The organism is Actinoallomurus soli, from assembly GCF_024055715.1.
Classification (GTDB): Bacteria; Actinomycetota; Actinomycetes; order Streptosporangiales; family Streptosporangiaceae; genus Actinoallomurus; species Actinoallomurus soli.
In genome coordinates this window covers 33,919-58,102 of sequence record NZ_JAMXMV010000025.1, presented here as the reverse complement: position 1 = coordinate 58,102, position 24,184 = coordinate 33,919, and the positions used below count along the sequence as shown (strand labels likewise).

The window sequence follows — 24,184 nt, the reverse complement described above, 5'->3', positions numbered from 1 at the left end:
CGCGCTCGCCACGGGCGCGGCCGTCACCGATCAGTACCACTCCTGGTCCGGGTGGCCGTTGCACGGCCACTGGACGACCTGCGCGCCGAGCGCCTTGCTTCCACCGGTGACGCCGAGGCACTGCTGGGAGTTGAGGTTGATGATGTTGTACAGGGGCCACCCGTTCGCGTAGCCGCCGGTGGGGATGTAGATCCATTGCTGGTCCGAGCTGCCGTTGCAGTCCCACTCCACCACCGGTGCTCCGGCGCTGCGGCTGGATCCGGAGACCCCCATGCACTTGTTCGAGCCGTACCGGGTGAAGACGTTGCCGTAGTTCGAGTCGTACCGGAACCACCACTGGTTGTCGGCGCCGGTCCAGGTCCACTGATGGACCTTGCTGCCGTTGTTCGTGCTGGGGCCGGTGATGTCCAGGTACATGCCCGAGTTGTAGTTGTTCCAGGTCTCGCCGAGTTGCCCGGTCACGTAGTTCCAGTGGTTCGAATCCAGGGCGTCGTACCAGGTGTTCGGGCTCGGGTACGAAAGCCGGGACGGCAGGTTCTGCGCGTTGAATTCCTGGAGTACCCGGATGACGGCGGTCAGGCAGTCGTTCGTTGCGATCTTGTATCCGGCCGTGATGTTCGCCTTGGCCGCCGCGTTGGCCTTCGTGACGTTCGTATTCGCCACGGACTCGCACTTGTACTTCGTGTAGGGGGCGCTGGGATGAGGGGAGTTGCTCTGCGAGTTCACCGAGTGGGAGGGATAGCGCGACTGCAGGGTGAAGGCGCTGAGCATCTGGCCCCAGCTCCCCGACGCCGTCCACGCGCCGTTGTAGCCCGGAGCGTCGATCTCAGTCTTCCCGTTGGGATTCTCGGTCGACCCGTAAGCCCACGTGGATGTTCCCGTCTGGTACCCCCACGCAATGTGGCCAAAGTTCAGGCCGGCGAACTTCGCGCCCTGCGGCTGGATGAAGACACACGCCATTCCGGTGCCGTAGGCGTGGGCCGCGGTCGCGCCGAACCCCACCAGACCGGCGGCCGCCACGCAGACCGCCACCCAGCAAGCGGCGAGACGTTGCCGCAGCCGGGGCTTACCACTTCCTGTGTTGGTCATGCCCACACCCTGCTTCTGCGGGGCGGGCTCTGTCATGACGGGTAATCGCCGGACTCGGGAAAAGCGTGAATGCCCTGCACCGTTGTGGTGCTTTCGACCGACCTCCTTTCTGACGGGGCCTTCCCAAACAGGGTTCGACACACGACACTGAGAGGCCGGTAGGAGCGCGCCGTGCAGCCGTTGGAGCCCGGGATGATCAAGGTGGCCGTCATCGACGATCACCCCATCGCTCGACGGGGTGTCAGCCAGATCCTCGTCGAGAGCGGGCGCATCGGCGTCGTGGCCTCTTGTGCCTCGGCGGGGGAGCTGCCCGGCGCGCTGAGCGACCACGGCGAGGAGGGACGGCCCGACGTGGTCGTGCTGGACCTCTACCACGACGGCGGAATGCCGTGCCTCGACGCGGTGGCGGAGCTCTCCCGGCAGACCAGGGTGCTGGTGATGTCGGCGTCGGGCAGCCCGGCGGACGTCGTGGGGGCGGTGCGCGCGGGCGCCGCGGGATACGTGACCAAGCAGTCCGGCCCCGAGGTGTTCGTCGCCGCCGTCGAGACCGTCGCGGCAGGGGGGTTCGCCCTCTCGCCGCGACTCGCGGACATCCTGCACGGGGAACTCGCCCGGCCGTCCGCCCCCGGCCCCTCGCCGTCCGGGCCGCCCCAGCTGTCGGCCAGGGAGGAGGAGGCGCTGGGGCTGATCGCCAACGGCTTCACTCACGCGCAGGTGGCCACGCGTATGGGGGTGAGCAAGGCGACCGTGGACACCTACATCGAGCGGGTACGAACGAAGCTGCAGGTCGGCAACAAGGCGGAGCTGACCCGCGCCGCGCTGGAGCGTCGGCGGCCCAGCGGCCCGGTATGACCCGAGGGCCGGCCGTGGACCGCGACGAGTTCGGCGCCCACGGATCCGGCGCGACGCAGGCCGAACGGGTCCTCGTCCGCGCAGCGATGCTGTACCGCCTGTTCGGTCTCGTGCAACTCGCCGTCGCGCTCGCTCTCGACATGCCCCGGTACCGTCATCCGGCCGGTGTCCTCGGCCTGGTGGCGGCGGTGTCATTGGAGAGCGCCGTCCTCGCCGCCGTCATGCTGCGCCGCCGCCGCCTCGTCCCCTGGATGATCGCCACTGACACCGTGTTCAACGCGGCGGGCCTGATCGTGGGAGCCGCGCTGACCGCCTCGGCCTATGGACATACGTGGGTCTACTTCATGTACCCGTTCAGCATGGTCGGCGCCGTCGGGATCGGCCTCGCCTGCAGACGGCTCGACCAGGTCTTAGGGCTCACCGTCGTCTTGGCCGTCACCTATGTCGCGGCCGCGGTCGGCCTGCACCATGACCCCGGGTGGAACGCGGTTCCGAACACCGGCGCCTATTTCGCGAACACCGTGGTCGCCTGGGCGGTCGCCGCCTACCTCCGCCGCGCGGGCGTCCGCCTCGATGAGGTTGGGGCGCAGGCGGTGGCACGGGCGGCCACTCTCGCCGCGGAGCAGGAGCGGTTGCGGCACGCCCGGATGCTGCACGACCACGTGCTGCAGACTCTGGAGACGCTGGCCCGCGGAGATTGGATCGCCGATTCCGGTTTTCGGGCCCACATCCGTGCCGAGGCGGCCTGGCTGCGGAGTCTGGTCGAGGGCTTCGGGCCCGGCGAGCCGGACGATCTCGCGGTCGGGCTCCAGCGGCTGATTCGCGACAAGGCACTGATGGGGCTGCAGGTGGAGTTCAACGGCACCCGGCTGCGCGACTTCGGTGACGCGCGAACGCGCCTTGGCGATGACGCGGTACGCGCTCTGGTGGAGGCGGCCGGGGAGGCGTTGAACAATGTCGCCAAGCACTCCGGGGCCGGGTCCGCGTTGATGCGCGTCAATGTGACCGCGGAACGTCTGACGTTGTCCGTGCTCGATCACGGCTGCGGCTTCGACACGGCGACCGCGCGACAGGGGCTGGGACTGCGCCAGTCGATGCAGACCCGGTTGCGCGAGGTAGGCGGCGTCGCGAACATCGAGAGCACCGTCGGCCACGGCACTTTCGTTGAGCTCAGCGTCCCACTGCTGGAGGCTGCGGCCGTGCCTCGGGACGCGAGCCGTCGGCCGGGAGCGTTGGAGGCGGAGGAAGCCGCTCCACCGAGCGATCGAGCGGCACGGGAGCCGGGACCGCACGACCCCGGGCGGCGTTAGGGAGCGCTTAAGTCGCTCATAAGGGTGCGCGGCCCAGGCGGCCGGTATAACGGATCAACCGTCATCCTCACCCGGTTGTCCAGGGCTTACGACTTCATTGACACCTTGTTTTAAGAAGATTATTGTCCGGGTTCACTGACAGGAAGCTTTCCTGTCAGGTGCCTTCGGGGGAGGCAGCCGTACTCCGCTCCGGACCGAAGGAGAGCACCGTGCTCCACCGCGTCGACCCCGCGCGCCCGCCACGGTCCCTCACGACAGCCCTCTGCGCGCTCATCACCCTCGCCGCCGCCCTCCTGGTCGGCCCCGCCCCCGCCCGCGCCGCCGGGGAGTCCGTGAACATCTGGCTGACCACCACGGACGACTCCGGAGGCCGTCACGTCACCCGCGGCCTGCAGCAGCAGACGCCGATCAGCTTCGGCAGCGGCGGCAGCGCAGCCCAGACCATCACCGTCGACGAGAACACGAGGTACCAGAGGTTCACCGGCGCCGGCGCGTCGTTCACCGACACCGCCGCGTGGCTGCTGAACAGCAGCGGCGCGCTCAGCTCCACCACCCGTACGCAGGTCATGCAGAAGCTGTTCGACCCCTCCGCCGGCATCGGGCTGAGCTTCCTGCGCAACCCCATGGGCGCGTCCGACTTGGCCCGCTACAGCTACTCCTACGACGACATGCCCGCCGGGCAGACCGACCCGGGCCTCACGCACTTCTCCATCGCGCACGACCTGGCCGACGTCGTGCCGCTCACCAAGCAGGCCAGGCAGCTCAACCCGGCGCTCACGGTCATGGGCACCCCGTGGAGCGCGCCCGCCTGGATGAAGGACAACGGCGACTTCGACAATCCCGGCTGGCTGCAGGCCCAGTACTACGGCGCGTACGCCCAGTACTTCGTGAAGTACCTCCAGGCGTACGAGGCCCAGGGCGTGCACGTCGACCTCGTCACCGCGCAGAACGAGCCCACCTGCTGCAACGGCTACCCGTCGATGAGCTGGAACGGCTCCGGCCTGGACTACTTCACCAAGACGAACCTGCTGCCCGCGCTGCACGCGGCGGGCCTCACCACCAAGGTGCTCGCCCTCGACTGGAACTGGGACACCTACGACGGCTACGGCGCCCCCACCGTCGACGACGCCACCATCCGGAACGACTCGCTCTTCGGCGGGATCGCCTGGCACGGCTACGGCGGCGACGTGACCGAGCAGAGCACCGTCCACGACGAGTACCCCGCCGTGGACGCCTACGACACCGAGCACTCCGGCGGCACGTGGATCGGCGACCAGCAGAAGGAGGACATGCACAACATCGTCGACTACACCCGCAACTGGGGGAAGAGCGTCGTCAAGTGGTCCCTCGCCGTGGACCAGAACATGGGCCCGCACAACGGCGGCTGCGGCACCTGCACCGGCCTGATCACCGTGCACAACGGCGACTCCCGCAGCGGCCAGGTCGACTACACGATCGAGTACTACGACCTGGGCCACCTCACCAAGTTCGTACGGCCCGGCGCGTACCGCATCGCCTCCACCGCGAACACCGCCGTGCCGAACGTCGCCTGGCGCAACCCGGACGGTTCCAAGGCGCTCATCGCCTACAACGACAGCGGCAGCGCCCAGTCCGTGAAGGTCGTCTGGGGCGGCCAGTCGTTCGTCTACTCGCTGCCCGCCCACACCACCGCGACCTTCACCTGGAACGGCGCCCAGAGCGGCGGCGGCGCCACCGGCCAGATCTCCGGCTACGGCGGCAAGTGCGTCGACGTCGCCGGGGCGAACAGCGCCAACGGCACGGCCGTCCAGCTGTACGACTGCAACGGCACCGCCGCGCAGCAGTGGACCGTCGGCTCGGACGGCACGATCCGCGCCCTTGGTAAGTGCATGGACCTCACCTCCGCCGGCACCGCGAACGGCACGCAGGTCCAGCTGTACGACTGCAACGGCACCGGCGCCCAGCAGTGGACCCGTGGATCGGGGTCGTCCCTCGTCAACCCGGCCTCGGGCCGCTGCCTCGACGCCACGGGCCCGAGCTCGGCCAACGGCACCCGGCTGCAGATCTGGGACTGCACCGGCGCCGCCAACCAGCAGTGGACCCTTCCCAGCTGACTCTGATTCCCCAACCCGAGAGGAGAAGAATGTCCACGTCACCCCGCCGACGTAGGACGGGCCGGCTGTTCCTGGCGGCCCTCGCGCTCGCCGGTCTCGGCGGCGCCGCCACCGTGGTCGCCGGCAACGGCACCCACGCCACGATGCTCCCCGCCGCGGCGGCCGCCACGGCCACCTTCACCGACGACTTCGACGGGCCCGCCGGCGCGGCCGTCGACGCGAGCAAGTGGCACCCGGAGACCGGCGACAACGTCAACAACCACGAGCGCGAGTACTACACCAGCGGCACGCACAACGCCGCGCTCGACGGCCAGGGCCACCTGGTGATCACCGCCCGCAAGGACAACCCGGGCAACTACACCTGCTGGTACGGGACCTGCCAGTACACCTCGGCCCGCCTGTCCACGGCGCAGACCTTCACCCAGGCGTACGGCCACTTCGAGACCCGGATGAAGATCCCGCGCGGTCAGGGCATGTGGCCGGCCTTCTGGATGCTCGGCAACGACATCGGCAGCGTCGGCTGGCCGAACAGCGGCGAGATCGACATCATGGAGAACGTCGGCTTTGAACCCGGCACCGTCCACGGCACCATCCACGGACCGGGCTACTCCGGCTCGGCCGGCATCGGCGCGGGCTACACCCTGCCGGGCGGGGCGAACTTCTACGACGACTTCCACACCTTCGCCGTGGACTGGGCGCCGAACTCGATCCAGTGGTCCGTCGACGGGCACGTCTACGAGACCCGCACCCCGGCCGACCTGAACGGCAACCGCTGGGTCTTCGACCACCCCTTCTACATCATCCTCAACCTCGCGGTCGGCGGGTACTGGCCCGGTGACCCCGACGGCAGCACGCCCTTCCCGGCGCAGCTCGTCGTCGACTACGTGCACGTCACGACCTCCGGCTCCTCCGGCGGCCGTACGGGCCAGATCACCGGCTACGGCGGCAAGTGCGTGGACGTGGCCGGGGCCAACAGCGCGAACGGCACGGCCGTCCAGCTGTACGACTGCAACGGCACGGCGGCGCAGCAGTGGACCGTCGGCTCGGACGGGACGCTGCGGGCGCTCGGCAAGTGCATGGACGTGACCGCGGCCGGCACGGCCAACGGCACGCAGGTGCAGTTGTACGACTGCAACGGCACCGGCGCGCAGCAGTGGCAGCAGGGCGCGAACGGATCCCTGGTCAACCCGAACTCCGGGCGCTGCCTCGACGCCACCGGCCCGAGCTCGGCCAACGGCACCCGGCTGCAGATCTGGGACTGCGCCGGCAGCGACAACCAGAGGTGGACGCTGCCGAGCTGACCCACGGTCTCCCGTGCCGGTGCCCACGGTTGCGCGCCGGGCACCGGCACGGGCGTGCCGTCCTCCCGATCCGGGTATGGGGGATTCCCGGGGGGACGACAACGTGAAGGCGGCGCGCGCTTATCCGATCACCGCGCACACGACGGATGTGCGGATCGAGCAGGTCGAGGTCCCGGTCCCCGCTCCGGGCGAGGTCCTCGTGCAGATCACGGCCGCGGGCGTGACACCACTCGATCACGCCGTGGCGACGAGCGGCCCGTCGCGGGCGGGGCTGCTGCCGCTCACGCTGGGCGGTGAGGGCGCCGGCCTGGTCGTCGCCGATCCCGCCGCGTACTGGCGGGCCGGCACGCGGGTGATGTTCTTCGCCGGCCCCGGCGGCTCCACCGCCGACGGGACGATGGCCGAGTTCGCCGTCATCCCCGCCCGGAACCTCGCCGAGATCCCGGTCAGCGTGTCCGACGAGGTCGCGGCGGCCGTCCCGATCGCCTACCTCACCGGCCTGCTCGCCCTGCGCCTGGGCGCCTTCCGGCCCGGCGAGTGCGTGTTCGCCCCGGGCATCGGCGGGAGCGTGGGCAACGCGACCGTCCAGCTGGCACGCGCCCTCGGCGCGGCCGCCGTCGCGGGCGGCGTGGGGACCACGGCGAAGGCGGAGGCCATCCGGGCCGCGCCCTGGGCCCGGGACATCGAGGTCATCGACCTCGAACGCGACCGGCTGCCGGACACGCTCGGCGACGGCTTCCCGGCCGGCGTCGACCTGGCCGTCGACGGCGTCGGCGGGGCGGTGACCGCGCAGATCGCGGCGGCCATGGCGGTGGGCGGCCGCCTCATCCTGGTCGGCTGCTCGGGCGGCCGCAGCACCTGCCTGCCACTGCACGAGGTCATCGAACGCCGCACGACTCTCCGCGGCTTCTCGCTGCACGCGGCGTCGGCCGCCGAGTCGAGGGCGGCCTGGGCCGAGATCACCGACCTGCTGACGGCGGGCCGGATCAGCCCGGTGATCGACTCGATCTACCCGCTGGAGGCGGTGGGGGAGGCGCTGCGCCACCTGGTCGAGGACCGCCCCGTCGGAAAGGTCGTCATCACCGGCCTGTCCTCCACCCGCTGACAGCCGCCCCACCCGGAACGGCGGGCGCCGCCGGTCCTGACGGGGAACCGTCGGGCCGGCGGCGCGGGGAACGCCCGGGTCAGAGCGCGGCGAGGCGCGCCTTGACCTCCTTCGCGGACGGGTTGGTGACGGCCGTACCATCGGGGAACACGACGGTGGGTACGGTCTGGTTGCCGCCGTTGACGCTCTCGACGAACTCGGCGGCCGCAGGGTCGCGCTCGATGTCCACCTCGACCATGTGGATGCCCTCGCGGGCCAGTTGGGTCTTGAGCCGGCGGCAGAAGCCGCACCAGCTCGTGGTGTACATGGTCAGCTCACCCGTCGCGGGCGCGGTCATGGCTCTCCTTCGTCTTGGGCGGGGCGCTCGAAGTCGACTGTGCCAACACGCGATCATCGGCGGGCATTCCCCCGGTCCCCGGCACTTGGGCGGCGGCGGGCGAGCGGCCCTGGGAGGATGAGAGAGGAGTGAACGGAGGGGCGATGGAGGCCGAGCAGATCCTCGCCGGGCTCGACCCGGACCAGCGTGCGGTCGCCGAGGCGACCCGTGGGCCGGTGTGCGTGCTGGCCGGCGCGGGCACGGGCAAGACCCGCGCGATCACGCACCGGATCGCGTACGCCGTGCTGACGGGCGTCGTCGCCCCGCAGCGGGTGCTGGCCGTGACGTTCACCACCCGGGCCGCCGGTGAGCTGCGCGGGCGGCTGCGGCAGCTCGGCGCGCCGGGCGTGCAGGCCCGCACGTTCCACTCGGCGGCGCTCAAGCAGCTCGCCTACTTCTGGCCGAGGGTGATCGGCGGGGAGCCTCCGACGCTCATCGAGTCGAAGTTGGGTCTGGTCGCGGAGGCGGCACGGGTCTGCCGCCTGTCCCTCGGCCGTACGGAGCTGCGCGACACCGCGGCCGAGATCGAGTGGGCCAAGGTCACCCAGACCCGCCCGGAGGACTACCCGGCGTCGGCCGCCAAGGCCGGGCGCACCCCGCCCGCCGACGCGTCCGACCTCGCCCGGCTCTACGGGGCGTACGAGGAGCTCCGCCGCGAGCGGAACCTGCTGGACTTCGAGGGCATGCTGGAGCTGACCGCCGCGATGCTCACCGAGCATCAGGAGGTCGCGAACCAGGTCCGCGACCAGTACCGCTACTTCGTCGTCGACGAGTTCCAGGACGTCAACCCGCTGCAGAAGCTCCTGCTCGACGCCTGGCTCGGCGGGCGCGAGGAGATCTGCGTGGTCGGGGATCCGAACCAGACGATCTACTCCTTCACCGGCGCCAGCCCCGCGTACCTCCTCCGCTTCACGGTCGAGCACCCGGACGCGAAGGTCGTCAAGCTGGTCCGCGACTACCGGTCGACGCCGCAGGTCGTGCACCTGGCCAACGGCGTACTGGCGCAGGCACGGGGCGAGGCGCGCAACCACCGTCTCGAACTCGTCGCGCAGCGGCCCGCCGGTCCCGAGCCGACCTTCCACGAGTACGACGACGAGGTCGCGGAGGCCGAGGCCGTCGCCAAGCGGGCGCGGGCGCTGATCGAGGACGGCGTGCCGGCCCGCGAGATCGCGGTGCTGTTCCGCATCAACGCGCAGTCGGAGCCGTACGAACAGGCGTTCGCCGACGCGGGCGTGCCGTACGTCCTGAAGGGCGCGGAGCGGTTCTTCGAGCGCGCGGAGGTGCGTCAGGCGGTCGTGCTCCTGCGCGGCGCCGCCCGGTCCGCCGATGACGGCGAGCCGCTCGTACGGGCCGTGCGCGACGTCCTGGCCTCGGCCGGGCTCACCGACCGGCCGCCGGAGGGGCGCGGCGCCGCACGGGAGCGCTGGGAGTCCCTGGCCGCCCTGGCCCAGCTCGCCGAGGACGTCGCCGCCGACCGGCCGGGCGCGGGCCTGCGGGACTTCGTCGCCGAACTGGAGGAGCGCGCGAACGCCCAGCACGCCCCCGCCCTGGAGGGCGTGACGCTCGCCACTCTGCACACCGCGAAGGGCCTGGAGTGGGACGCGGTGTTCCTCGCCGGCCTGGTCGAGGGCACGCTGCCGATCATCTACGCGGAGAAGAGCCCGGAGCAGATCGAGGAGGAGCGCCGGCTGCTGTACGTCGGCGTGACACGGGCTCGCGAGCACCTGGCCCTGTCCTGGGCGCTCGCCCGGTCCCCGGGCGGCCGCAAGGGCCGCCGCCGGTCGCGCTTCCTCGACGGCCTCGCCCCGCAGAGCTCGGGACCGCCCCGCGTCGACCGGTCCAAGCGCCGGGCCATCGCCACCGGACCGCAGCCGTGCCGGGTCTGCGGACGGCCGCTGACCGCCGCGATCGAGCGCAAGCTCGGCCGCTGCGAGAGCTGCCCGGCCGACTACGATGAGGACCTGCTGGCCCGGATGAAGGAGTGGCGCGTGGCGGCGTCCAAGGAGCAGAAGGTCCCCGCCTACGTCATCTTCACCGACGCCACCCTGCAGGCCATCGCCGAGCGCGCCCCCGCCTCGGAGGCGGAGCTGGCCGCGATCCCCGGTGTCGGCGCCGTCAAGCTGGAGCGGTACGGTTCGGCGGTGCTCGCACTGTGCCGGGGCGAGACACCGTAAGCCTGAGGAGTAGTACGCGAATGAACGCCGCGCTGAAGGAGCTGCTCGAGCTGCTCGACCTGGAGCAGATCGAGTCCGACATCTTCCGCGGGCGCAGCCCGGAGGAGCGCCAGCAGCGGGTGTTCGGCGGGCAGGTCGCCGGTCAGGCGCTGGTCGCCGCGGGGCGTACCGTCCCCGAGGACCGCCGGGTGCACTCGCTGCACGCGTACTTCATCCGCCCCGGCGACCCGAGCGTGCCGCTCGTCTACACCGTCGACCGGGTCCGCGACGGCCGGTCGTTCACCACGCGCCGGGTCTCCGCCATCCAGCACGGCAAGGTCATCTTCACCCTGTCGGCGTCGTTCCAGATCGCCGAGGACGGCCCGTCGCACCAGGCGCCGATGCCCGAGGTGCCGGGGCCGGAGGAGCTGCCGACCTGGCAGGAGCGGATGGAGAAGCTGTTCGGCAAGCTGGACAACGAGTTCATGCGCAACCGGCCGATCGACCTGCGGCACGTCACACCGCTGACCTGGGAGGCCGCCCGCGATCCGGAGCTGGTCGGCCCGGAGTCGCTGGTCTGGCTGCGCGTGGCCGGGGAGCTGCCCGACGACCCGCTGCTGCACGTCTGCCTGATGACGTACGCCTCGGACATGACGCTGCTGGACACCGTCCTGCTCAACCACGGCCTCGCCTGGGGCGACCGCAAGACGATGGGCGCCAGCCTCGACCACGCGATGTGGTTCCACCGCCCGTTCCGCGCCGATGAGTGGCTGCTGTACGCCCAGGACACCCCGAACGCCTCCGGCGCCCGCGGCCTCGCCCGCGGCCAGGTCTTCACCCAGGACGGTGAGCTCGTCGTCTCGGTCGTCCAGGAGGGCCTCATCCGCGTCACCGGCTCCTGAGCCCCGGCGGGACGTTCTCGCAGGAGGACGCGTACGGCCCTGGGCCGGGGGGTACGGGGGGATGACAGGCGGAGGGGGGAAAGATGCCGCCGTTCTTCCCGCTGTGGATGATCATCACTCATGCGCTGAACGTCCTGTTCCTGCTCCTGCTGGCCCGCAGCGGCATCGAGGTGCTCTCCGCCTTCCCGAAGCTCTACCGGAACGATCACTGCACGCCCGGGCGAGAATGGCTGCGGTTCACCAAGGAGACCTACAGCGCCGACTCGGCCAAGCCGTGGTCGTCGGAGGACGAGATGGTCTCCTGGTCACCGGTCATCGCGCTGCCGGGCCGCAAGAACCTCGGCATGGGCCGGCACTGGCACTTCCTGACGATCCAGTTCTGGATCCTGACCGGAGCCGTCTACGTCGCGCTGGTCTTCGCGACGGGCTACTGGCGCTACCTTCTGCCGACCCGTTGGTCGATCTTTCCTGAGGCGGTCAAGGCCGTCGGCGCGTACTTCGGCCTGCACTACCCGCCGCTTCTCCCGAACGAGCCGTTCAACGCGGTGCAGAAACTGTCCTACTTCGCCGTCATCTTCCTCCTGGCCCCCTTCCAGATCGCCACCGGCGCCGCCATGTCACCCTCGGTCCTGGCCCGGTTCCCCTGGTACGGACGGCTGTTCGGCGGCAAGCAGGGCGCGCGCAGCCTGCACTTCCTCGGCCTCTGCGCCTTCGGAGGCTTCGTCGTCGTCCACGTGGCCATGGTGGTCATCCACGGCGTCCCCTCGGAGTTCGCCGCGATCGTGCTGGGCAGCCACGACGCCTCGAACACGCTCGCGCTGGCGATCGGGTCCGCCGGGCTCCTCGTGATCCTCGTCATCAACGTGATCGTCACCTGGTTCTCGCTGCGTCACCGGCGCGCCACCCAGCGGCTGCTGGGCCTGGTGGTCAACCCATTCGAACGCGTGATCTCGCGCGTCTTCCGGTCACGGCAGCAGTACTCCACCAAGGACATCTCGCCCTATCACCGGGTGAACGGCTACCCGCCCACCTCCGCCGAGTACGACCGGCTCGCCCGCAACGGCTTCCGGGACTTCCGGCTGCCGATCGGCGGCATGGTCGAGACCCCGGCCCTCGTCTCCCTGGACGACCTGAGGCGGCTCGGTCTGGAGAGACAGATCACCAAGCACAACTGCATCCAGGGCTGGACGGCCACCGCCCAGTGGGGCGGGGTACCCCTCGGCAGGGTCCTCGACCGTGTCCGCCCCACGACGGAGGCGGACACCCTCGTGCTTTACGCCTTCGACGACAAGGGCGACACGGACAGCGAGAGCGACCGCTGGGGCTTCTTCTACGGCACCATCCCCCTCGCCCTGGCCCGTACGCCCGAGACCCTGCTGGTCTTCGAGATGAACGGCGGCCCGCTGCCCGTCGAACACGGCGCGCCGCTGCGGCTGCGCATCGAGACCCAGCTCGGCTTCAAGATGACCAAGTGGATCAAGGCGATCGAGCTGACGCGCGGCTATGACCACCTCGGCCTGGGCCAGGGCGGCTGGCGTGAGGACCAGCAGTACTACGCCAACGCGGCCGGTATCTGACCGGCGCGGCGGACCGGTGAGGAGGCCGGGGAGATGTCCACTGGAAGGAGCGCTTCGGATCCCGACCTGGCGCGTGTCGTACAGGAACGGATCGATGCCTTCCGGCGGAACCTTCGTGGCGGACGCGGCCCCGGCGTGTCCGAGGAGGAATGGCTGCGCAACTCCACGCTGCGCGGGACCGTCGGAGGGGTTCCCACCGCGGTCCTGCGCGAGGACCTGCGCCTGCGGACCCTGCGCATCCGGGGCGAACGGCCCGAGAGGCTCGAAGCGGAGGCGGAGTGGGCCACGGCCCAGTTCCGGGCCGGACGCGGCGAGTTCCGCACGTCCGGTTCCCCCGGTCGCGGACGACGGCCCTCCCCGGCCCGGATCGTCCTCACCCTCGGCCTGCTCGGCGTAGCCCTCCGCCGCCTCCTCCGCGCCCGGGGGGTCAGAAGACGTAGGGCCAGCCCGCGGAGTCGTAGCCCAGCCAGTTGATGCCCAGGAGCGGAGTGCCGTCGTCGGCGTAGTAGTGGTAGTCGAGGATGTCGTGGTCGGTGTCGGTGAACACGCCTTCGCCGCCGGGTCCGTGAATGCTCCCGTGGCCGGCGAGGATCTCCGTGCCACCGCCGGAGGTCATCGCGACGCCGCTGCGGTCGTAGTACGGGCCGGTGACGCTCGTGGAGCGGCCCACCATGATCCGGTAGGTGCTGGACGCGCCGCGGCAGCAGTAGTCGAACGACACGTACAGGTAGTAGTAGGCGCCGTGGCGGAAGATGAACGGGGCCTCGATCGGGCCGCCGCCGCGTCCGGCGATGGAGACCATGGTCGTGCCGGAGCGCAGCCCGGTGGACGGGTCGATCGCGATGAGCTTGATGCCCGACCAGAAGGACCCGAACGCCAGCCACCAGCGACCCTGCGCGTCGACCGTGAGGTTCGGGTCGATGGCGTTGTAGTCGTCCGAGGACTGGGAGGAGACGACCAGGCCCCGGTTGGTCCAGGTTCCGGGGTCGCCGCTGGGACTGGTCGCCAGGAAGATCGCCGAGTGGTTCGAACCGAAGGTGGAGGCGGCGTAGTACATGGAGTACTGGCCGTTGTGGTACGACAGGTCCGGCGCCCACAGGCTGCGCGCGCCATTGGTGTAGCCGTAGGTCCAGGAGGCGCCGCCGGGGAAGGCCGTACCGGTGTTGTGGAAGGCCGTGCGATCCGGGGAGTACTTCAGGCCGATGTCGTCGCCGGTGTAGGCGACGAGGTAACCGCCGTTCGGCCGCTTGACCATGGACGGGTCGTGGACCCCGGTGTCGCCGGTGACGTTCCCGGGGTTCGGGTAGGTCGCGGCGAGAGAGGGCCGGCCCGGCGCGGCGAGGCACACGGTCGTCAGAGCCGCCGCGACCAGCGCACCCGCCCATCGACGGCCGGCCGGAACGGCCGCTCCGTCCCGCTTCCGCTGGAACATGCGATCGAGCCCCTTCTGCGAGCCGTTCGGCATGTCGAACGGCATTCGGAGGTCGGTAACCGGGGAAGGTAGGCCGCCGTGGGGACGCCGTCAACGGCTGTTCACCGCCTTTCATCGACGCGCCCGAGGCGGGGTGCGGGATCGGCGCCGCCGTGGCGTACGGTTGCCGACTGATGCGGATCACTACGCGGAACGCGCGCTTTCAGCAGTGGGCGGCGCTGCTCACCAACCGGACCAAACGCCAGCGGTCGGGGGAGTTCCTCGTTCAGGGGGTGCGGCCGATCACGCTCGCCGTCGAGCACGGCCGGCCGATCCGTTCCCTGCTGTACGCGCACGGGCGGCGGCTGTCGTCCTGGGCGCAGGGCGTGCTGGACGAGACGGCGGCCGAGCGGGTCGCGATGGCGCCGGAGCTGCTGGACGAGCTGGCCGGCAAGGAGGACGCCGAGCTGGTGGCCGTCGCCGCGCTGCCGCCGGACGACCTGGCGCGGATCACGCCGGACGGGCCCGTCGTCGTCTTCGACCGGGCCGCCGAGCCGGGCAACATCGGCACGGTCGTCCGCTCCGCCGACGCCTTCGGGGCCTCCGGGGTCATCGTGACCGGGCACGCCGCCGACCCGTACGACCCCAAGTCGGTACGGGCCAGCACCGGGTCGCTGTTCGCCCTGCCGGTCGTCCGGGTGCCGGCGCCCCGCCAGGTCGTCGACTGGGCGCGGGAGAACCGGCTGCGCGTCGTCGGGACGGACGAGACCGGCACCGTGGACGTCGGCGACAGCGACCTGCGCGGCCCGGTCCTGCTCGTCATCGGCAACGAGACCCGCGGGATGAGCGGCGCCTGGACGGCGGCCTGTGACGAGGTCGTGCGGATTCCGATCGTCGGGGCGGCGAGTTCGCTCAACGCCGCGTCCGCCGCGACGGTCTTCCTCTACGAGGCCGCCCGGCAACGCGGAGTGGCCGCGAAGACGGAACGAGAAAAAATAAGAAGTCGCAGGTAGAAAATACGTTGCCCCGATCCTGCGGGCGATCGTACGCTTCTCGCGAGCACTTGAACGGCTCCGCATCGCGGAGCCCCGATCGGATGAGTGGAGGTGGCGGTCCGGTGAGGAAAACACTGATTCCTTCGACCTGGGCGGCCGCCTGCGCGCGTCCGGTGATGGTGTCCGCTAGCGGTTCCACCGTTGCCGCCGCGTCCCTGTCGAGCCTCGAGTCCCGCTATGCGTCCGTCGAAGGCGGACGTGTGCGCCCCGGCGGCATGGATCTGCGGACGTGGCATGTCCTTGGGATGTTCCCGGCTACCCAGACGAATGCCCAGGTCAAGGGCGCTGCTGAGAAGCGCGCCGGAGTGGGTCCGTACCCCTGGAGACCACCGGAGCAATAGCTCCGAGCAGGCCTCCAGGCCGCGGATCCCGACCCGGGAACCGCGGCCTTTTTGTTTGGCCAGACCGTCCGAGCCAACGAGACCACATCAAGAAAGGGGTGGAGACCGTGGGACTCGCGCTGACCGCGATCAGCGAGAACCTGGATCTTCCCTGCCGGACCGAGCCTGAGCTTTTCTTCGCCGAGTCGCCGCAGGACGTCGAGCTGGCCAAGGCGCTGTGCGCCGAGTGCCCGGTCCGGCGCTCCTGCCTCGCCGGGGCCAAGGAGCGCCGGGAGCCCTGGGGCGTCTGGGGCGGGGAGCTGTTCGTACGGGGCGTCGTCGTTCCCCGGAAGCGGCCGCGGGGTCGCCCCCGCAAGGACGCCGCCGTGGTGGCGGCATGACGCACCGCCCGGAACTTCACATCGACATGGAGAAAGAGCGAGAGATGAGCTTGCTCAGCATTGAACTGTCCCAGGAACGAATACGGGACGCCGAGCGGGTGGCCACGCGCCGCGACGCCGCCCAGGTCCGCGCTCTGCGACGGGCCCGGCGCGACGCCGAGGTGACGGCGATCCGCCTCCGGCGCCTGCTGACCACGCGCTGACGCGAACCGCCGGCGTGCCTCCCGAGGGGGACGGGCCCCGGCACGACGGCGGATTCGAGTCGCGACACGATGAGCGACCGGCTTCGGCCGGGAGCTCGGGGAGACGCTCGGCGGGGTTTCCGGCCGAGCGTCTCGTCATCCACGCAGGGTTCTCACCTCACCGGCCTGTCAGCGTTCCGATGGGCTCTACCCGGCCAGGTTCCGCATCAGTGCCTCCAGGTCGCGTTCGCCGTCGCGGGTCTGGGCGCCCGCGGCCAGGCCACCGCTGATCAACCGCCCCGCCGCGGGACCGAAGACGAGGCCGGCCCAGGCGTGCCGAACGGGTCGCGCGCAACGACGCTCGGGAAGACGCGGGGCCGGGTCACCGGCCGCGGCCCGCCGCTGCTCCTCATACTCGAGGGGATCGTGTGGCGTGGCTCTCGGACGGCGCGTTCGGCTTCCGCGCGTCCCGGGGATCAGGGATGCTGTGGGGGAGTCGGATGGAGGGGGCGCGGGGATGGTCAGCTGTTCGTCGTGTGGAGTCACCGCCGAGGCGCCGCTGGGCTGGATGACCGAGATCACCGATCGGGGAACGGTCCACTTGTGCGACCGTTGCAGCCGGGAGAACATCCGGTCCATCGAAGGCCGGCTGGACCCCGTGTACTGGTAGGAGCGCGGTCAGCTCGCGATCTCCTCGTCGTCGCCGGGCACCTCGTCCTCGGCGAGGCCGTCGTAGTCGTCGAACTCCGGGTCGTCGTCGGCGAAGCCGGGCACCCAGGTCAGCGCCTCGTCGCGGAACCGGCCCTCGGCCTCGAGCTGGCACAGCACGCCGGTGCCTGCGGCCACCACGCGGTGGATCAGCACGTACGACGGTGGCAGGTTGAGCTGCCGTACGACGTTGGTCGGGCGCAGGTCGGTGACCCGGGCGGCCTCTTGGCGCAGCCACTCCCGGCTGAACTTGAAGGTCTCCTCGACGAGCGGCTCGGCGATCGGGCCGATGAAGGCGTACAGCGAGTCGGGGTCGACCTCCACGCCCTCGCGGATGAAGTCCTCCTCGCGCAGCGCCTTCATGATCTGGTCGACGTCGCCCATCGCGCCGATCCGCATGAGGACGCCGATGCGCCGGTGGAAGCCGCCGGGCAGCCGGTCGACGGCGCCGAAGTCGATGACGCCGAGCCGGCCGTCGTCGAGCAGCCGGAAGTTCCCGGGGTGCGGGTCGGCGTGCAGCAGCCCGCAGCGCGCGGGACCGGAGAACAGGAACCGGCAGTAGAGCAGCCCCGCGTGGTCCCGCTCCTCCTGCGTGCCGTCGCTGATGATCGCGGACAGCGGGGTGCCGTCGATCCACTCGGTCACGAGGACGTGCCCGGACTGGGCGACGACGTCGGGGATGACGAAGTCGGGGTCGTCGGCGTACGCCTCGGCGAAGGTCGCCTGCGACTCGGCCTCGATCGTGTAGTCGAGCTCCTCGGCGATGCGCCGCCTCAGCTCGGCCAGCATCGTCTTGACGTCCAGGCCCGGCGCGAGGACCGCGAACAGCTTGCTCAGGCGGGCCATCTGGTTGAAGTCGCTGAGCAGCGCCTTGCCCGCGCCCGGGTACTGGACCTTGACGGCCACGGTGCGGCCGTCGTGCCAGACGGCCTTGTGGACCTGGCCGATCGAGGCCGCCGCGGCCGGCCGGTCATCGAACTCGGCGAAGTGGTCGCGCCAGTCCGCGCCCAGGCCCTCGGCCAGCACCTTGTGCACCGTCGCGGCGGGCAGCGGCGGGGCGGCCTCCTGGAGCCTGGTCAGCGTGGCGCGGTACGGCCCGGCGACCTCGGGCGGCAGCGCGGCCTCGAAGATCGACAGCATCTGGCCGACCTTCATCGCGCCGCCCTTCAGCTCGCCGAGCACCTTGAACAGCTGCTCGGCGGTGCGCTGCTGAATCTCGGTCGCGACGAGCTCGGCGGGCCTGCCAAAGGTGCGCTTCCCGACACCGAGGGCGGTGCGTCCGGCGAAGCCGATGGGGAGGGAGGCCAGCTTGGCGGTCCGCGTCACAGCGCGGCGGGGGAGATCGCTCATCGAGTACCTGCTCTCAGCGCATCCGCGAGGCGGCCGTGTTTGCCGGTTCGCTCCGCACGTCACCTTATTCTCGGCGAGGCGCGCCATGGGTTCCACATCCGGCCGGGGGAGCATTTCGGGGCCGCTCGTTCCCTCCATCGTGCGTTAGCCGCGCGACCAGCGCAAACGGACGGGTGTGTGCTATCTCACGTCAAGCCGGTCGTCCGTGACCGCCGCGCAACTCCCGGCCGTGGAGCCCCACGGGGCACCCGAACCCTGTGGAAAACCTGCGCAAAGCATGTGGACAGTCTTGGGGACGTGTGAAATAGGGCCGTCTCTACCAGCGAAAACGCAACTCACCCCCTGTGGAGAAACCGAAGTTTTCGGTACGGTGCTTACCGTGCCCCCCACAGGCGAGATAGAGGTGCGTCGCAGCGCCCGGCGCCGGCGGACGGTCACCGCCCGCCGAGACGGCGACAAGACGGTGGTGATGGTGCCCGCCGGGCTGAGCGCCGCCGAAGAGCGCGAGTGGATCGACACGGTCCTCGAGCGCCTGGCCGCTCGCGAGCGGCGCAGGCATCCGAGCGACGACGTGCTATACGACCGCGCGCGGGAGCTGTCGCGGCGCTACCTCGGCGGCCGGGCCGCGCCGGCCAGTGTCCGCTGGGTGACCAACCAGCGCAGCCGCTGGGGCTCGTGTACTCCCGACGACGGCACGATCCGGCTGTCCACGCAGTTGCGCGGGATGCCGGGCTGGGTCGTCGACTACGTCCTCATGCACGAGCTCACCCATCTGATCGTCCCCGGTCACGGGCCGCCGTTCTGGGAGCTGGTCAACCGTTATCCGCGGACCGAGCGGGCCCGCGGCTATCTCGAGGGCGTGGCCGCGACCGCCGGGCTGCCGCTGACGGACGGCGATCAGCCGCGCGAGCGGGCCGCCGGTGCCGGCGGCCTGCCGGGCCGGGACGGTGACCCGCTGCTGGACGGAAGCCCGTCGCTGGAGGCGGACCCGCTGCTGGACGGGGACTCCGCGAGGTGACGCGCCGGTTCGCCGCCGTCCTGGCCGGTACGGGAACGGCGGCGCCGCCCGGCACCGATCCCGACGAATACCGGTTGGCCCTCCTCGAGGACACGTACGAGGTGGTGGCCGGGCTGGAGTTCGTCACCCCGGTGCTCGCGCTGCCCGCTCCCGACCCCGACGCCGAGGCCGTCACCTGGCCGGGCACGCCCGTGCTCCGGGTTGCGGGGCTCGACGCGCTGCTGCACGGGCTCCACGAGCTGGGCGCCGAGCACGCGGCCGTCGTCGCGCCGGACGCGCCGGACCTGCCGGCCCTGCTCCTCGGCAAGCTCTTCCGCGCCCTCGGCAGTGGGCAGGTCGCCGTCTGCCCGGCGGCCGGCGGCGGGCTGGTCGCGCTCGCGGCCCGGCTCCCCGCGCCCGCCTGGCTGTCCGGGATCGACCTGGACACCGCCGACGCGCCCGCCCGGCTGCGCAGGGCCGCCGGTACGCAGGGCGCCGTACGCTCCGCGCCCGGCTGGCACCGGCTGCGCACGCCCGCCGACGTCGCTCTCCTCGACCCCGGCCTGGAGGGCTGGGACAACACCCGGGCACTGCTCACGGGTCACTGACCGGGCATTGCCCACCGGTCACTGACGGGGCCCGGCTCACCGGTCACTGACCGGTCACCGGCCAGGTCAACGCTCAGGTTAGGGCTTTATGTCCGGCCCGTTACGTTGACCCTCTCTGCAAACGTTTGCATAGTTTCATGCATCCGAACCGACCCCTGAGGAGTCGCGGTGCCGGTGACCATCCAGGACGTCGCCCGAGAGGCGGGAGTCTCGGTATCGACCGTGTCCCGGGCGTTCACCGTTCCTGACCTGGTCAAGGAGGAGACCCGGCAGCACGTGCTCCAGACCGCGGAACGGCTCGGCTACCGCCCGAACCGCGCCGCCCGGGGACTGATCACCGGCAAGACCGGCAACTTCGGCGTGATCGTCCCCGACCTGTCCAACCCGTTCTTCCCCACCGTGCTGAAGGGCGTGCAGGCCCGGGCGCGCGAGGCGGACTACGCCGTCTTCCTCGCGGACTGCGACGAGAATCCCGCCGAGGAGATGGCCCTCGTCCAGGCCATGGCCAAGCAGGTCGACGGAGTCATCCTCTGCTCGTCGCGGATGACCCCGAGCCAGCTCGACCGGGTGGTGGGGACGACCTCGCTGGTCTTCATCAACCGCCAGGTGCGCGACAACCCGGCGGTCCTGATGGGGCCGGCGGCCGGAATGCGCCAGGCCATCGACCATCTCGCCGCGCTCGGGCACCGCCGGGTCGCGTACCTGAACGGCCCGAAGGCGTCGTGGTCCAACCGGGAGCGACGGCGCGGCCTGCGCCAGGCCGCCCGGTACGCGATGGAGATCGTGGAGCTGGGGCCGTTCGCCCCGCGCTTCGAGGGTGGGCCGCACGCCGCCGACCTGGTGATCGCCGAGGGCGTCACCGCGCTCATCGCCTTCAACGACCTGCTGGCGCTGGGGGTGATGTCCCGGCTGGCCGACCGGGGCGTGGCGGTGCCCGAGGAGATGAGCGTCGTCGGCTTCGACGACATCCCGATGGCGGGCATGGCCACTCCGCCGCTGACCACCGTCGCCATGCAGAACGAACGCGCCGGTCGCGCGGCCGTCGACCTGCTCGTGAACCTCCTGACCGTCTCCGGCGCCGACGCGGGGGATCTCCGCCGGGACCTTGATTGTCAGCTGATCGTGCGGGCCTCGACCACGGTCCCCGCCCGATCGTGACCGGAAGGAAGATCCCTGATGCGCGCTAAGACCTGGTGCCTCGCGGCGGCGTTCGTCCTCGCGGTGAGCGCGTGCGGTTCACCGAACTCGGGGGGCGGGGCCAAGGACCTGACGCCGGACAAGGTGCCCGACAACCCGAAGAACCCGGTGACCCTGAACATCATCGACGTCGCGGGCAACCTGCAGCTCACCCAGGGCATGATCGACGAGTTCGTCAAGACGCACCCCAAGGTGATCAAGAAGGTCACCTACACGAAGGCCACCGCGCCGGAGCTGCCCGGCAAGATCAAGGCGCAGCAGAGCGCGGGCCAGGTGCAGATCGGTCTCGTCCTCACCGGCACCGACGGCCTCTCCGCGGGCGTCGACCAGAACCTGTGGGTCAAGACCGACGACTACAACAGCCGCATCGGGAGCGCGAACTACCTCGAACCGGCCGCGAAGATGCAGGAGCTGGCGCAGGGCCACGGCGTCGAGCTCGTGTACTACCCGTCCGGGCCGCTCATCGAGTACAACCCCAAGACGGTCCCCACCCCGCCGACGACGGCGGACGAGCTGCTCGCCTGGGCGAAGGCGCACCCGAAGAAGTTCCAGTACGCCCGGCCCGCCAACTCCGGCCCCGGCCGTACGTTCCTCATGGGCCTGCCGTACCTCCTCGGCGACTCGAACCCCAAGGACCCGACGGCGGGCTGGTCGAAGACCTGGAACTACCTGTCGGAGCTCGGCAAGTACGTCGACTACTACCCGTCCAAGACCTCCGAGACCATGAGCAACCTGGCCAACGGGTCCGTCGACATGATCGCCACCACGACCGGCTGGGACATCAACCCGCGCGCGCTCGGCCAGGTGCCGGCCGGTGACAAGGTCACCTACCTCAAGGGCATGCACTGGGTGACCGACGCGCAGTACGCCACGATCCCGCGCGGCGTCTCCGCCGACGTCCTCTCCGCGGACCTCCAGCTGATCAAGTGGATGCTCACTCCGCAGCAGCAGGCCAAGGCGTACGACGACGGCTACTTCTACCCGGGCCCGGCGGTGAACGGCGTGACCCTCTCGATGGCGCCGGCCAAGTCGCAGCAGGTCGTCCAGCAGTTCGGGCGCCCGGAGTACGACAAGTGGATCGCCCAGTTCCCGAAGGAGACGTCGCTGCCCGCCAAGGAGCAGGTCACGGCGTTCGACCAGTGGGACCGGACCGTCGGCGGCGGGAAGGTCCACAAATGAGCCGTTCGTCGACCAAGATCTCCGAGCTGCGGCTCGACAAGGTCTGCCGTGAGTTCGGGGGAGTGCGGGCCCTCGACGGGCTCGACCTGACGATCAGCGGCGGGGAGTTCGTCGCCCTGCTCGGCCCGTCGGGCTGCGGGAAGTCGACCGCGCTGAACTGCCTGGCCGGGCTGTTGCCGCTGACCGGCGGCACGATCACGCTGGACGACCGCAGGATCGACGGCCTGCAGCCCGAGCAGCGCGGCTTCGGCATGGTCTTCCAGAACTACGCGCTGTTCCCGCACATGTCCGTGCGCTCGAACATCGGCTTCGGCCTGCGCATGGCCAAGGTTCCCAAGGCCGACGCGCGGCGCCGGGTGGACGAGGCGATCAGGCTCGTCCAGCTGGAGGAGCACACGGACAAGTTCCCCGGCCAGCTGTCCGGCGGCCAGCAGCAGCGCGTCGCGATCGCCCGCGCGATCGTCCTCGAACCCCCGCTCGTCCTGATGGACGAGCCGCTGTCGAACCTCGACGCCAAACTGCGGCTGGAGATGCGCACCGAGATCAAGCGCATCCACCAGACGCTCGGGCTGACCACCATCTACGTCACCCATGACCAGGAGGAGGCGCTCTCCCTCGCCGACCGTCTCGTCCTGCTCCGCCAGGGCAGAGTGCAGCAGATCGGCTCGCCGGAGGAGGTCTACACCGAGCCGGCCAACCGGTTCGTCGCCGGCTTCATGGGCTACCGCAACGAGCTCGGACTGCCCGTCTCCCAGGTCAACGAGAAGACGGTCGTGCTCGACGGGCTCGGCGGCGGGCTCACCGGCGTCCGGCGCGACGACCTCGGCGCGCGGGCGGTCGCGGCGATCCGGCCCGAGGACTTCACCGTCGGCGACGGCCCGAACGCCACCGAGGTCACCGTCGAGGTCGTGGAGTACCAGGGCCGCGAACAGGCGATCCAGGCCCGTACCGACGACGGCGTCGACCTGCACCTGCGCGCCGACGCGCGGCTGGCGCCCGGCGACCGCGTGACGGTGTCGGTGCCGCCGGAGCGGGTGCTGGTGTTCGCCGCGGAGAGCCCGGCCGCGCCCGAGGAGGTGGCCTGAGTGGCGGCGGCACCGGCCGTCGCGCGGCCGCGGATCTCGCTGCGGCACCGGCTCGCCGAGCGCGGCGTCGACCGTACGCTGCTGCTCCTGCTGCCCGCGGTGGTCTTCGTCGTCGCGCTGTTCATCTACCCGTTCGTGTACGGCCTGCAGCTGTCCTTCCAGCCACAGGCCGGCTCGGACGCGGCGAACAAGTACGGCACCGGGCCGTTCGCGGACTACCGGCTGTTCTTCTCCGACCCGTACCTGCGGAACACGATCTGGACGACGCTGAAGATCGGCCTGCCGGCCGCGCTGTTCAACGTGCTGGCCTCGGTGCCGATCGCGTACCGGATGCGCGGGCGGTTCCGCGGCAAGCGGGCCGTCACCACCATCCTCGTCGTGCCGATCACGCTGGGCACGGTGCTCACCGCCGAGGGCCTGCTGGCCTTCATGGGGCCCACGGGCTGGCTCAACCGGATCCTGCTGGACCTCGGGATCGTCGACCACCCGGTGCGCCTGACGCACAACTACTGGGGCGTCGTCTTCTCGCTGGTCATCACCGGGTTCCCGTTCGCCTTCCTGCTGACCCTGTCGTACCTGACCGGGATCGACCCGACGCTGGAGCGGGCGGCCGCGACGCTCGGGGCGGGCTGGTGGCAGCGGTTCCGGCACATCACGCTGCCGCTGCTGGCGCCGGGCCTGGCCATCACGTTCTGCCTGTCGTTCGTGCTGGCGTTCTCGGTGTTCCCCTCGGCGATCATGGTCGGTGAGCCCGCGCGGCAGACCCGGGTGATCTCGATCGCCGCCTTCCATGCCGCGTTCGAGCAGTACGACTACTCCATGGCCTCGGCCATCGCGATGATCATGGGTGCCGTCGAGCTGATCGTGATCGGCCTCGTCCTCGGCTGGCGCGCCCGCCTCTACAAGGGAGCCACGGGAGGCAAAGGTTGACCG

The 24,184-nt window shown here is 70.8% G+C and carries 21 protein-coding genes; 17 read left to right on the top strand and 4 right to left on the bottom strand.

Annotation, left to right across the window (positions count from 1 at the left end):
- Positions 1-30: 30 nt before the first annotated feature.
- Complete coding sequence (locus NDW01_RS36805) at positions 31-1,089, bottom strand: RICIN domain-containing protein (RefSeq protein ID WP_252828991.1); 1,059 nt, start codon at positions 1,087-1,089, stop codon at positions 31-33.
- 171 nt (positions 1,090-1,260) lie between these two features.
- Between NDW01_RS36805 and NDW01_RS36800 the strand changes: the two genes are divergently transcribed.
- The 5 genes from NDW01_RS36800 (at position 1,261) to NDW01_RS36780 (ending at position 7,750) form a co-directional block, all read left to right on the top strand.
- Complete coding sequence (locus tag NDW01_RS36800) at positions 1,261-1,941, top strand: response regulator (RefSeq protein WP_252828988.1); 681 nt, start codon at positions 1,261-1,263, stop codon at positions 1,939-1,941.
- Positions 1,942-1,955: 14 nt separating this feature from the next.
- Entirely contained in the window at positions 1,956-3,251 is a 1,296-nt protein-coding gene (locus NDW01_RS36795) for a sensor histidine kinase (protein WP_252828987.1), read from the top strand.
- 209 nt (positions 3,252-3,460) lie between these two features.
- Positions 3,461-5,344 carry an RICIN domain-containing protein gene (locus NDW01_RS36790; RefSeq protein WP_252828985.1) on the top strand — a complete coding sequence of 628 codons (1,884 nt, stop codon included), beginning with the start codon at positions 3,461-3,463 and terminating at the stop codon, positions 5,342-5,344.
- 29 nt (positions 5,345-5,373) lie between these two features.
- Positions 5,374-6,645, top strand: coding sequence for a ricin-type beta-trefoil lectin domain protein (locus NDW01_RS36785; RefSeq protein ID WP_252828983.1), 1,272 nt, complete (start codon positions 5,374-5,376; stop codon positions 6,643-6,645).
- 76 nt (positions 6,646-6,721) lie between these two features.
- Positions 6,722-7,750 carry a quinone oxidoreductase family protein gene (locus NDW01_RS36780; RefSeq protein WP_252828982.1) on the top strand — a complete coding sequence of 343 codons (1,029 nt, stop codon included), beginning with the start codon at positions 6,722-6,724 and terminating at the stop codon, positions 7,748-7,750.
- Positions 7,751-7,829: 79 nt separating this feature from the next.
- Here the strand turns inward: NDW01_RS36780 and NDW01_RS36775 are convergent, their stop codons facing one another.
- Positions 7,830-8,087 carry a mycoredoxin gene (locus NDW01_RS36775; protein ID WP_252828979.1) on the bottom strand — a complete coding sequence of 86 codons (258 nt, stop codon included), beginning with the start codon at positions 8,085-8,087 and terminating at the stop codon, positions 7,830-7,832.
- 143 nt (positions 8,088-8,230) lie between these two features.
- Here NDW01_RS36775 and NDW01_RS36770 point away from each other — a divergent pair, with 143 nt between their 5' ends.
- From NDW01_RS36770 to NDW01_RS36760, 3 genes are all read left to right on the top strand, one after another.
- On the top strand, positions 8,231-10,300 hold the full coding sequence (locus NDW01_RS36770) for an ATP-dependent DNA helicase UvrD2 (RefSeq protein WP_252828977.1): 2,070 nt from the start codon (positions 8,231-8,233) through the stop codon (positions 10,298-10,300).
- 20 nt (positions 10,301-10,320) lie between these two features.
- Entirely contained in the window at positions 10,321-11,181 is an 861-nt protein-coding gene (gene tesB, locus NDW01_RS36765) for an acyl-CoA thioesterase II (protein WP_252828975.1), read from the top strand.
- Positions 11,182-11,264: 83 nt separating this feature from the next.
- Positions 11,265-12,758, top strand: coding sequence for a molybdopterin-dependent oxidoreductase (locus NDW01_RS36760; RefSeq protein ID WP_252828974.1), 1,494 nt, complete (start codon positions 11,265-11,267; stop codon positions 12,756-12,758).
- Between the two features lie 427 nt (positions 12,759-13,185).
- Here NDW01_RS36760 and NDW01_RS36755 read toward each other — a convergent pair whose 3' ends face one another.
- Positions 13,186-14,235 carry an arabinan endo-1,5-alpha-L-arabinosidase gene (locus NDW01_RS36755; RefSeq protein ID WP_252828971.1) on the bottom strand — a complete coding sequence of 350 codons (1,050 nt, stop codon included), beginning with the start codon at positions 14,233-14,235 and terminating at the stop codon, positions 13,186-13,188.
- Between the two features lie 128 nt (positions 14,236-14,363).
- On the opposite strand from NDW01_RS36755, the gene NDW01_RS36750 reads away from it, so the two are divergent.
- The 3 genes from NDW01_RS36750 to NDW01_RS36740 all read left to right on the top strand — a co-directional run bounded on the left by NDW01_RS36750 (position 14,364) and on the right by NDW01_RS36740 (position 16,148).
- A complete protein-coding gene (locus NDW01_RS36750; RefSeq protein ID WP_252828970.1) occupies positions 14,364-15,182 on the top strand; it encodes a TrmH family RNA methyltransferase in 819 nt (272 codons plus the stop codon).
- A 490-nt stretch (positions 15,183-15,672) separates the two neighbouring features.
- Positions 15,673-15,945, top strand: coding sequence for a WhiB family transcriptional regulator (locus tag NDW01_RS36745; RefSeq protein ID WP_252786737.1), 273 nt, complete (start codon positions 15,673-15,675; stop codon positions 15,943-15,945).
- A gap of 44 nt (positions 15,946-15,989) precedes the next feature.
- Positions 15,990-16,148 carry a hypothetical protein gene (locus tag NDW01_RS36740; protein ID WP_252828968.1) on the top strand — a complete coding sequence of 53 codons (159 nt, stop codon included), beginning with the start codon at positions 15,990-15,992 and terminating at the stop codon, positions 16,146-16,148.
- A gap of 657 nt (positions 16,149-16,805) precedes the next feature.
- Here NDW01_RS36740 and NDW01_RS36735 read toward each other — a convergent pair.
- Positions 16,806-18,185 carry an ABC1 kinase family protein gene (locus NDW01_RS36735; RefSeq protein ID WP_252828967.1) on the bottom strand — a complete coding sequence of 460 codons (1,380 nt, stop codon included), beginning with the start codon at positions 18,183-18,185 and terminating at the stop codon, positions 16,806-16,808.
- A 379-nt stretch (positions 18,186-18,564) separates the two neighbouring features.
- Here NDW01_RS36735 and NDW01_RS36730 point away from each other — a divergent pair, with 379 nt between their 5' ends.
- The 6 genes from NDW01_RS36730 to NDW01_RS36705 all read left to right on the top strand — a co-directional run bounded on the left by NDW01_RS36730 (position 18,565) and on the right by NDW01_RS36705 (position 24,181).
- Positions 18,565-19,203 carry a M48 metallopeptidase family protein gene (locus tag NDW01_RS36730; protein WP_252828966.1) on the top strand — a complete coding sequence of 213 codons (639 nt, stop codon included), beginning with the start codon at positions 18,565-18,567 and terminating at the stop codon, positions 19,201-19,203.
- The gene (locus tag NDW01_RS36725) at positions 19,200-19,790 is read left to right on the top strand and encodes a glycosyltransferase family protein (RefSeq protein ID WP_252828965.1); all 591 of its coding nucleotides are present in this window, start codon (positions 19,200-19,202) and stop codon (positions 19,788-19,790) included. Before NDW01_RS36730 ends, NDW01_RS36725 begins: the two co-directional genes overlap by 4 nt.
- A gap of 168 nt (positions 19,791-19,958) precedes the next feature.
- Entirely contained in the window at positions 19,959-20,948 is a 990-nt protein-coding gene (locus NDW01_RS36720; RefSeq protein ID WP_252828964.1) for a LacI family DNA-binding transcriptional regulator, read from the top strand.
- 18 nt (positions 20,949-20,966) lie between these two features.
- Positions 20,967-22,166: an extracellular solute-binding protein gene (locus NDW01_RS36715; RefSeq protein WP_252828963.1), complete on the top strand. Its 1,200-nt coding sequence runs from the start codon at positions 20,967-20,969 to the stop codon at positions 22,164-22,166.
- Positions 22,163-23,251 carry an ABC transporter ATP-binding protein gene (locus NDW01_RS36710; RefSeq protein WP_252828962.1) on the top strand — a complete coding sequence of 363 codons (1,089 nt, stop codon included), beginning with the start codon at positions 22,163-22,165 and terminating at the stop codon, positions 23,249-23,251. Before NDW01_RS36715 ends, NDW01_RS36710 begins: the two co-directional genes overlap by 4 nt.
- Positions 23,252-24,181, top strand: a complete 930-nt coding sequence (locus NDW01_RS36705; RefSeq protein WP_252828961.1) for an ABC transporter permease — start codon at positions 23,252-23,254, stop codon at positions 24,179-24,181.
- Positions 24,182-24,184 lie beyond the last annotated feature (3 nt).